This is a genomic window from Zoogloea sp., assembly GCF_044344315.1.
Taxonomy (GTDB): domain Bacteria; phylum Pseudomonadota; class Gammaproteobacteria; order Burkholderiales; family Rhodocyclaceae; genus Zoogloea.
This window is the reverse complement of record NZ_JBIJDC010000152.1, coordinates 1-9,878: the sequence shown is the minus strand read 5'-3', so window position 1 is coordinate 9,878 and position 9,878 is coordinate 1. Positions and strand designations below refer to the sequence as shown.

Sequence of the window (9,878 nt, the reverse complement as noted above, 5' to 3'; positions counted from 1 at the left end):
GTCTTGATCCGGGTCACCCGACGCTTGATCTTCTTCTGCTCCATGGCCCCACCGATTTCATCGACTCCGGCCAGAATCCTAGCTCAACGGCGGGGAGAGGGTTTCGCGACACCCTCTTCAGTCGCCCATCCGCGCGCCGATCACCGGCATGCCCTTGACCGAAGTCCACGGGCGACCGAAGTCGCCCCCACAGCCCCTCCAGCCACCCTCAGCGTCTCCAATAGCCCTTCAGCTTCACCCATTGGGTGATCCGGCCGAGGAAACCCAAGCACCCGCCAGCATTGGGGATGCGTCCGCTTCAGGGAGGACAACTGAGGAAAGTAGATTCATTCCACCGCCCCACGTGAAAAGAGCGACTCACGTCGCCCTTTTCACCGCAAGCCGGGCACAACCGAGGCCGGACTCAGGCCTCCGCGATGCGCCTGGCGATGTGCTCCAGCGCTTCCTCCACCTGGTCGATCAGGATCAGGCACAGGTCGCCGGGCTGCAGACGGCCCAGGGCCTCGTCGATGGCCACGAACTCGCCGCGGATTTCGCACACATTCTTCGTCCGCGGGGCATCCACCAGGCCCTGCTGCAGCAGGGCCAGCACCTCACCATCGGCGCGGCCACGCTGGCATTCGTCCTGGTACAGGACCACGTCGTCGAAAACAGCGCCGAGGATGCGGGTCTGCTCGCGGATGTCCTCGTCGCGCCGGTCGCCGGCGCCGCTGATGACCACCGAGCGGCGCTCGGCAGGCATGCTCTCGACGGCCTGCACCAGGGCCTGGATGGCGTCCGGATTGTGGCCGTAGTCGGCGATCAGGGTGGCGCCCTTGTAATCGAAGACGTTGAAACGCCCCGGCGCGGTGGCGGCATCGTTGATGAAGGTAGCGACGCCCTTGAGGATGGTATCCACCGACAGGCCCAGCGCCCAGGCCGCGGCAATGGAGGCCATCGCGTTCTCGATCTGGAAGGAAATGGTCCCGTTGCGAGTGATGGGAATGCCGGCCAGGGGCACGCGGAACTTCTCTTCGCCCTGCACCGCCACGATGGCGTCGCCGTCCACAAACACCACCCGGTGGCCCTGCACCCTGTGAGTGTTGAGCACGTGGTTGTACTGATCGGCGGCGAAATACAGCACCGAGCCCGGGCAGGCGCCGGCCATCCTGACCACCATGGGGTCGGCAGCGTTGAGCACGGCCGTGCCATGGGCCGCCACGTTCTGGACGATCACGCGCTTGACCACGGCCAGGTCTTCCACCGTACTGATGTAGGACAAACCCAGGTGGTCGCCCATGCCGATGTTGGTCACCACGGCCACGTCGCAGCGGTCGAAGGCGAGGCCTTCGCGCAGCACGCCGCCACGGGCGGTCTCGAAGACCGCCGCATCCACATCCGGGTGCAGCAGGATGTTGCGGGCGCTGCGCGGGCCGCTGCAGTCGCCGGTATCGATGCGGCGCTTGCCCACATAGACACCGTCGGAGTTGGTCATGCCCACCCGATTGCCGGCCACACCGAGCAGGTGGGCGGTGAGACGCACGGTGGTGGTCTTGCCGTTGGTGCCGGCCACCGCCACCACCGGGATCCGGCCATTCTCGCCGGGCTTGAACATGTTGGCGACAATCGCCTCGCCCACCGGTCGGCCCTTGCCGTAGGAGGGCTGCAGGTGCATGCGCAGGCCGGGGGCGGCGTTGCATTCGACGATGCCGCCGCTCTGGGCCTCCATGGGTTCGAGCATGCTCTCGCACACCACGTCCACGCCGCAGATGTCGAGGCCGATGTTGCGGGCCGCGGCGATGGCGCGCTCGGCCACCTCGGGATGCACGTCGTCGGTGACATCGGTGGCCGTGCCGCCGGTGGACAGGTTGGCGTTGTTGCGCAGGATCACCCGCTTGCCCTTGGGCGGAACGGAGTCGGCGTCATAGCCCTGCTTGGTCAGGGTGGCCAGGGCGATCTCGTCGAAGCGGATCTTGGTCAGGGAGGTGGCATGGCCCTCGCCCCGACGCGGATCGCTGTTCACGTGATCGACCAGCTCGCGGATGGTGCGCTTGCCGTCGCCCACCACCAGCGGCGGATCACGCCGGGCGGCGGCGATGAGCTTGTTGCCGATCACCAGCAGGCGATAGTCGTGCCCCGGCAGATAGCGCTCGACGAGCACGTCATCGCTGATCTCCTCGGCCACGCGGAAGGCGTTCATCACCTCTTCCTGGGTGCGCAGCTTGACCGCCACGCCCTTGCCCTGGTTGCCGTCGCGGGGCTTGACCACCACCAGCCCACCGATCTCGCGGGCCGCCAGCCAGGCATCCTCGGCACTGGTCACCGAACGCCCCAGGGGCACCGGCACGCCGGCAGCACGCAGCAGGGTCTTGGTGAGTTCCTTGTCCTGGGCGATGGATTCGGCCACGGCGCTGGTCAGGTCGGTCTCGGCGGCCTGGATGCGGCGCTGCTTGCTGCCCCAGCCAAACTGCACCAGGCTGCCTTCGGTAAGACGGCGGTAGGGAATGCCCCGGGCCACTGCGGCCTGCACGATCGAGCCGGTAGACGGCCCGAGGCGCACGTCCTCGTCGAGCTCCTGCAGGCGCGCCAGGGCACTGGCCAGATCGAAGGCGCCATCGCTTTCGGCGGCACGGCACAGCTCGATGGCCAGGTCGAAAGCGAGTCGGCCAACCTTCTCTTCGGTGTATTCGACCACCACCTGGAAGACGCCTTCCTCGAGGGTCTTGGAGGTGCGGCTGAAGGTTACCGGGCAGCCGGCACTGGCCTGCAGGCCGAGGGCGGCCATTTCGAGAGCATGGGCCACGGAGATGGCGCCCAGGTGGCTCTCGGCCTCAAGAAAGCCCATCTCGGGAAACAGATTGCGCAGGCGTGCCTCGTAGCCGGGCACGGCATCGATATTGCACTCGGCCGGGGTGCAGGACACGATGGCCTCGATCGCGGTGTGCCGGCTCCACAGATTGGGGCCGCGCAGAGCCCGGATGCGTGAAACTTCCATGGATTTCAGTCCTTGTCTCTTATTGTCGCCAGCCGCTCTGGCGCGGCCGGCTGGTATGTCGGTTCGGTGGGGCGGGCGCTTCAGTCGTTACGCAGGGGCGCCTTCGGATCGTAGGGCGTGACGCCGGCGCGGATCATCGCCGGCGAAATACCCAGGGCCCAGGCCCCGGCAACGGCGCCGAGCAGATTGGAGAGCACACCCGGCTGCGCCGCGGCCCCCCCCGCCAGCATGGCGATCCGGTCCAGGCGAGCCACCGGATCTTCCTCGGCCCCGCGGGCCAGCACAATGGCACCGTCCCGGATGTAGACCGTGCGCTGGCCCGCGGCCCGCGCTGTGGCAATGGCAGCCGCGTCGGCATCCACCCCGTAGAAGATCACCTCGCCATCCGACAGCTCGGCCATCTCGACCACCGCCGGGTCTTCGGCGTTGAGCACGGCAACGCCGTAGGAGAGCACCAGATCCACCTGGGTGCGGAACACGTTCCACACCTTCTCGGCACTGTCGATGTAGAACTCGCCGAAATGCAGCTCGGGATCCACGTTGGTGACCACGCCCACCAGGCAGCGGTCGTACACCGTGCCGTCGGCCAGGATGCTGCGGCAGCTGTTCTCGAACACCGCGGCCTCGACGGAGCGGTTCATCAACACCCGCTCGGCCGCATCCCAGTTGGTGCCCTCGGCGGTCTCCACCTGGCGGCCATCCAGGAACACGCCTTCGCTGCAGGCCAGGCCGGTGTACTGGCCGGAGATGCGCAGCAGATGGGCGATGAGCCGGGCCACCGGCGTCTTGCCGCGGCTGCCCGTCACGCCGACCACGGGAATGCGGGAGTCTTCGTCTTTCTCGAAGAGGTGATCGACGATGGCCTCGCCCACCGGGCGCGGCTGACCGACCGCCGGTTTGATGTGCATCAGCAGGCCGGGGCCGGCATTGACCTCGACGATGGCCCCCTGCTGCCCGGCGAGGGGCTGGGAGACGTCCTCGCAGACCAGGTCGACGCCGGCGATGTCCAGACCGACGATACGCGCGGCCAGGCAGGCCAGCTCGGCGGTGTCGGGATGGACTTCATCGGTCACGTCGAAGGCCATGTTGCTGGTGCGGACGATCATCACCTCCTGGCCAGCCGCCGGCACCGAGGCGCCGGTGAAGCCCTGGCGGGCCACCTCCATCTGGGCTGCGGGGTAGTCGTCGAGCTTGATCAGGTAGAGGGGGAACTCGTGCTCGACGCCCCGGCGCGGGTCGGAGTTGATCTGGGTCTCGATGAGTTCGTCGATGCTGTGCTCGCCATCGCCGACCACCGACACCATGTCACCCTTGTTCGCGGCGACCATCTTGCCGCCCACCACCAGCAGACGGTGCTCGGCGCCGCGGATGAAGCGCTCGACAATGACTTCGGAACCTTCGGCCGCGGTCAGGGGGTAAAGCTCACGGATCTCGTCGGCGCTGCGCACGTTGGTGAACACGCCGCGGGCGTGGTTGCCGTCGCTGGGCTTGATCACCACCGGGAAGCCGATGTCGTCCGCCGCCTCGATGGCATCCTCGACGCCATCCACGATGCGACCTTCGGGTACCGGCACGCCGCAGGATGCGAGCAGGCTCTTGGTCAGATCCTTCTCGCGGGAGATGCTTTCGGCGATGGCCGGGGTACGGTCGGTCTCGGCCGTCCAGATGCGGCGCTGGCGCGCACCATAGCCCAGCTGCACGAGGTTGCCTTCGGCCAGCAGGCGGATGAAGGGGATACGGCGGGACTTGTCGGCCGCGGCCTCGACGATGCAGCGGGTGCTCGGGCCGAGCATGTAGGTATCGACCAGGTCACGCAGGCGCAGCACGGCGGCATCCACGTCATAGGGACGATCCTCGATGGCCGCCATCAGCAGGTCGTGGCCCATGTTGAGGGCCGCCATGGAGACATCCTTCTGCCAGGCGCGGATGACCACCTTGTACACACCACGGATGGCAGTTTCCCGGGCCTTGCCGAAGCCTCCGGTCATGCCGGCCAGATTCTGCAGCTCCAGCGTCACGTGCTCGAGGATGTGCCCGGGCCAGGTGCCATCGCGCAAGCGCTTGAGAAAGCCGCCCCGCTCGCCGATGCTGCAGCGGTGCTCGACCAGGCTGGGGAGCATCGTGGTGAGTCGCTCGTAGAAACCGGGGATGACATTGGACGGGCAGTCTTCCAGGTCATGGATGTCGACCCATGCCTCGAGGACGGAGCGGTAGGTCCAGATGTTCGGTCCCCGCAGGTGGAGCACGTTCAGGAATTCGATCGTTTTGTTGGTCATGGGCAAGGCGGAGGAAGTGACGAGCGGGGTAGCGGCACGGTGTAACAAAAACTGAACTTTCTCTTAACGCAGCAGGGCCCGGTTGGATTACCGGAGCAAAAAATATCAACAAGCCGACGATTCTGCCCGACCGCCGGGTGTACGTGCCTGTAACGAGTCAGTAAACTTCGAACGCAATTTTGCCCCACGCCGGCCCTTCTCTGTGGCCCTTTTGTCAGGCCCTTTTCTCAGGCCACATCGCGTCCCCAAAATGAATTCTGCGCCTGCACACCTTTCTTCCGCCTATTCCGACTATCTCGGACCCGCCGTTCCCGAAAGCTGGCGCGCCCAGCTCGACGCTGCGCTGGCCGCCGACGAGAAGGTTCTGGCCAGCCTGAGCCTCGATCTGGACGCGAGCCTGCAGTTCCGCAGCGGCGTCGTGGCCCTCACCGACCGCCGGCTGATGGCCTGGGACGAGGCCGCCGGCGCCTGGCAATCCTGGCCCTTCCGGGAAAGCATGCAGCTGCGTCACCGGGACCACGGCGGCGTCGCCGCCCTCGACCTGGTCGACACCGCCGGCAAGCTGGCCGGCTGGCGCTTCACCCTGGCCCAGGACCCGGCCGCCCGCAACCTCTCCGACCGCTTCAAGGCCCAGCTCGAATGCGTACTGGCCGGCCGCCAGCCGACCCCGCCGGAACCCCTCACCTGCCCCACCTGCGACGCACCGCTGCCGCCGGGCACCGATGAGTGCCCCACCTGCGCCCGGGAGATCCACACACCGCCCTCCACCTGGACCCTGTTCCGACTGTGGCGCTTTGCCCGCCCCTACCGGGGCCGCCTGCTGGCCGGCTTCGTGCTGACCCTGCTGTCCACCGCCGCCACCCTGGTGCCGCCCTACCTCACCATGCCGCTGATGGACGAGGTGCTGATCCCCTTCCAGAACGGTGCACCCATCGACGGCCACCGGGTCACCATGATGCTCGGTGGCCTGCTGATCGCCGCGGTCTTCGCCTGGGCCCTGGGCTGGGCCAAGACCTACATCCTGGCCCTGGTCAGCGAGCGCATCGGCGCCGACCTGCGCACCACCACCTACGAGCACCTGCAGGGCCTGTCGCTGGAGTACTTCGGCGGCAAACGCACCGGCGACCTGATGGCACGGATCGGCGCCGAGACGGACCGGATCTGCCTGTTCCTATCCATGAACCTGCTGGACTTCGCCACCGACGTGCTGATGATCACCATGACGGCGATCATCCTGGTGTCCATCAACCCCTGGCTGGCCCTCGTCACCCTGGTGCCGCTGCCCTTCATCGCCTGGCTGATCCACACCGTGCGCGACAAGCTGCGCTATGGCTTCGAGCAGGTGGACCGGGTGTGGTCGGAAGTCACCAGCGTGCTGGCCGACACCATCCCCGGCATCCGGGTGGTCAAGGCCTTTGCCCAGGAGAAGCGCGAAGTCGCCCGTTTCCGTGAAGCCAACGGGCGCAACCTGGCGGTGAACGACCGGGTGAACAAGGTGTGGTCGGTGTTCTCGCCCACCGTCACCCTGCTTACCGAGGTCGGCCTGCTGATCGTATGGGGTTTCGGCATCTGGCTGGTGTCCGAAAACGACGTCACCGTCGGTACCCTGGCCGCCTTCCTGGCCTACATCTCGCGCTTCTACACCCGCCTCGACTCCATGAGCCGCATCGTCTCGGTGACCCAGAAGGCGGCCGCCGGCGCCAAGCGCATCTTCGACATCCTCGACCACGTCTCCAGCGTGCCCGATCCGGCCACGCCCCAGCACCTGCCCCGCGTCACCGGCGCCATCGAGGTCAAGCGCGTCGGCTTCCGCTATGGCAACCGTAGCATCCTGCGCGGCGTCGACCTGAACATCGCCCCGGGCGAGATGATCGGCCTGGTGGGCCATTCGGGCTCGGGCAAGAGCACCCTGGTCAACCTGATCTGCCGCTTCTACGACGTGACCGACGGCTCCATCCGCATCGAGGGCATGGACATCCGCTCGGTGCCGGTGTCGGAATACCGCCGCAACATCGGCCTGGTGCTGCAGGAGCCCTTCCTGTTCTTCGGCACCATTGCCGAGAACATCGCCTACGGCAAGCCCGACGCCACCCGCGAGGAAATCATCGCCGCCGCCCGCGCCGCCCACGCCCACGACTTCATCCTGCGCCTGCCCCAGGGCTACGATTCCCTGGTCGGCGAGCGCGGCCAGGCCCTGTCGGGGGGCGAGCGTCAGCGCATCTCCATCGCCCGCGCGCTGCTCATCGACCCCCGCATCCTGATCCTCGACGAGGCCACCTCGGCAGTGGATACCGAGACCGAGATGGAAATCCAGGCCGCCCTCGAAAACCTCATCCGCGGCCGCACCACCATCGCCATCGCCCACCGCCTGTCCACCCTGCGCAAGGCCGACCGGCTGGTGGTGCTGGACCGGGGGCAGATCGTCGAGATCGGCAACCACGACACCCTGATGGAAAAGCAGGGTGCCTACTTCCGCCTCTACGAAGCCCAGACCCGCAAGCTGGACGACGACGCCATCGGCGCCGAGCCCCGCGTCCCCCAGCACCGCGAACACGCTCCCGCCTGAAGGCCCGCCATGTCACAGCAGAATCTCAACATCACCCGCAACAGCTTCAGCCAGCTCGTGTTCACCGATCTGGAAGGCAAGGCCCATCTGGTGACGCCGGTGCGCGCCTTCCCCATCGCCGCACCCACCGAGAACATCGGCCTGATCAACACCGAAGGCGAGGAAGTGGCGTGGATCGAGCGCCTCTCCGACCTGCCTGACGACAGCCGCCAGTTGATCGCCGACGAGATGGCCAGCCGCGAGTTCATGCCGGTGATCCAGCGCATCCGCCACGTTTCCAGTTTTGCCACTCCCAGCACCTGGGACCTGGAAACCGACCGGGGCCCCACCAGCATGGTGCTGAAGGGCGAAGAGGACATCCGCCGCCTCACCACCCCGGCCCTGATGATCACCGACAGCCGCGGCATCAACTTCCTGATCCGCGACCGCTACGCCCTGGACAGCCACAGCAAGCGTCTGCTCGACCGCTTCCTCTAAAAGCCCTGCTTACCGGCGACGGTGTCAGTCACCGCCGCCGCAGCCTCCCCCGCCACAGCCGCTCCCGCCGTCGCCGGCGTCCCCGCTGCTGCTGTCGGAGCCGCCCGAACAGCCCCCTCCGCCACCACTGCAGCCGATGTCGCCGGCGCAGTAGGCATCGCCCGACCGCGCCCCGTCGGGCCCCGCGCAGTTGAGGACGTAGCGAAAGCCGTCGGGGATCAGCAGCAGCGCATCCAGCGCAAAAAGCATGGGCAGGCGCTCGGGCTTGCGTGGGTTGATGCCATCCAGGCGGCAGGCCTGCAGCCAGGTACGGCGCAATCCCTGCCGTGCCGTATTGGGCGTGGCCATGTATTCCGCCGGCGTGTGATCCAGGAAGCGGCCGAGGCCACGGCGACAGAACAACCGGTAGCCCTTGGTGAACAGGATGAACTCATGCCAGGCCACGTCCACGGCCTGGCTCGGCATGGACACCATCCGCCCCTGGGCCGCCAGCGCAACCTGGAAGAAGGTACGCAGCTCCCGCAGCACCATGTCGGCCTGGGCATCGCTGAGGTGGGGATAGCGCTCACGGACCTTGCGCGCCAACCCTGCCGGAAAGCGGAAGTCGGCCACGAAGCGGGCCCGCGCACGCTGTTGCCAGTGCCGCCAGGCGAGGCCCATCAGCACCAGCACGCCCGTCGCCAGCAGCACCCGGGGGATCCATTGACCGATCTCCGGCTGGTGATGGGTGACGAGGCCACCAAGCACGGCAAAGACCAGCGCGACACCCAAAACCCGGCGCTTTTCCATCATCCCATCCACCGCCTTTCCCGGCTGCAAAGATCAGTCCGGCATTTTACCCGCCGCCTCCCGGGCCGCGCAGGCAGGGAGATCACACCGCCTTAACATTTTCGCAGCCGCCCGGTAACGCGAGCTTCTTAGTCTTGCCGCGAAGGCCATTTCGACACTCTAGGGAGACTCCATGAAAGATTTTCTGCGCGCGCTGGAGATTCAGCGCTGGGACGACCACCGCTTCTATCACCACAGCCGGATCAACCAGACCCTGCACCTGATCAGCGCCATCAGCTTCCTGATTGCCTACTCCCTGCTCTTCGTCGACCCGGTGAAAGCCGCGCTGATCGGCTGGCTGATCTCCATGGTCACGCGCCAGTCCGGCCACTTCTTCTTCGAACCCCTGGGTTTCGACGAGGAGAACAAGGTCAGCAATGAATACAAAGAGGCCGTGAAGGTGGGCTACAACCTGAAACGCAAGGTGGTGCTGTTGTCCATCTGGGCCTTCATCCCCCTGGCCCTGTGGCTCAACCCGACCATGTTCGGCCTCTTCGACGCCCATGCGGACATGGGGGGCTACATCGATCACCTGGGCATCCTGTGGCTGGCCCTGGGCGTGGCCGGGCTGCTGTTCCGCACCGTGCATCTGTTCTTCATCCGCAACGTGCAGACCGGGCTGGTGTGGCTGACCAAGATCCTCACCGACCCCTATCACGACATCAAGCTCTACCATCGGGCACCGCTGCTCCTGCTGCGTGATCTGCGCGCCCGTCAGGCCGCCTGAGCCCTCCCCTTCGCGCCGCCCGCTCCCGCA

The 9,878-nt window shown here is 66.8% G+C and carries 6 protein-coding genes; 3 read left to right on the top strand and 3 right to left on the bottom strand.

Annotation, left to right across the window (positions count from 1 at the left end):
* Window positions 1–403 precede the first annotated feature (403 nt).
* Window positions 404–2,974, bottom strand: coding sequence for a cyanophycin synthetase (cphA, locus tag ACIQ09_RS20890; RefSeq protein WP_398314147.1), 2,571 nt, complete (start codon window positions 2,972–2,974; stop codon window positions 404–406).
* Window positions 2,975–3,054: 80 nt separating this feature from the next.
* Window positions 3,055–5,250, bottom strand: coding sequence for a cyanophycin synthetase (cphA, locus tag ACIQ09_RS20885; RefSeq protein WP_398314145.1), 2,196 nt, complete (start codon window positions 5,248–5,250; stop codon window positions 3,055–3,057).
* 250 nt (window positions 5,251–5,500) lie between these two features.
* On the opposite strand from cphA (ACIQ09_RS20885), the gene ACIQ09_RS20880 reads away from it, so the two are divergent.
* Both ACIQ09_RS20880 and ACIQ09_RS20875 read left to right on the top strand, forming a co-directional pair.
* On the top strand, window positions 5,501–7,816 hold the full coding sequence (locus ACIQ09_RS20880; protein WP_398314143.1) for an ABC transporter ATP-binding protein: 2,316 nt from the start codon (window positions 5,501–5,503) through the stop codon (window positions 7,814–7,816).
* Window positions 7,817–7,825: 9 nt separating this feature from the next.
* Entirely contained in the window at window positions 7,826–8,293 is a 468-nt protein-coding gene (locus ACIQ09_RS20875) for a DUF1854 domain-containing protein (RefSeq protein ID WP_398314141.1), read from the top strand.
* Window positions 8,294–8,317: 24 nt separating this feature from the next.
* Here ACIQ09_RS20875 and ACIQ09_RS20870 read toward each other — a convergent pair whose 3' ends face one another.
* Entirely contained in the window at window positions 8,318–9,085 is a 768-nt protein-coding gene (locus ACIQ09_RS20870) for a glycine-rich domain-containing protein (protein ID WP_398314139.1), read from the bottom strand.
* Between the two features lie 169 nt (window positions 9,086–9,254).
* Between ACIQ09_RS20870 and ACIQ09_RS20865 the strand changes: the two genes are divergently transcribed.
* Window positions 9,255–9,848 carry a hypothetical protein gene (locus ACIQ09_RS20865; RefSeq protein ID WP_398314137.1) on the top strand — a complete coding sequence of 198 codons (594 nt, stop codon included), beginning with the start codon at window positions 9,255–9,257 and terminating at the stop codon, window positions 9,846–9,848.
* Window positions 9,849–9,878 lie beyond the last annotated feature (30 nt).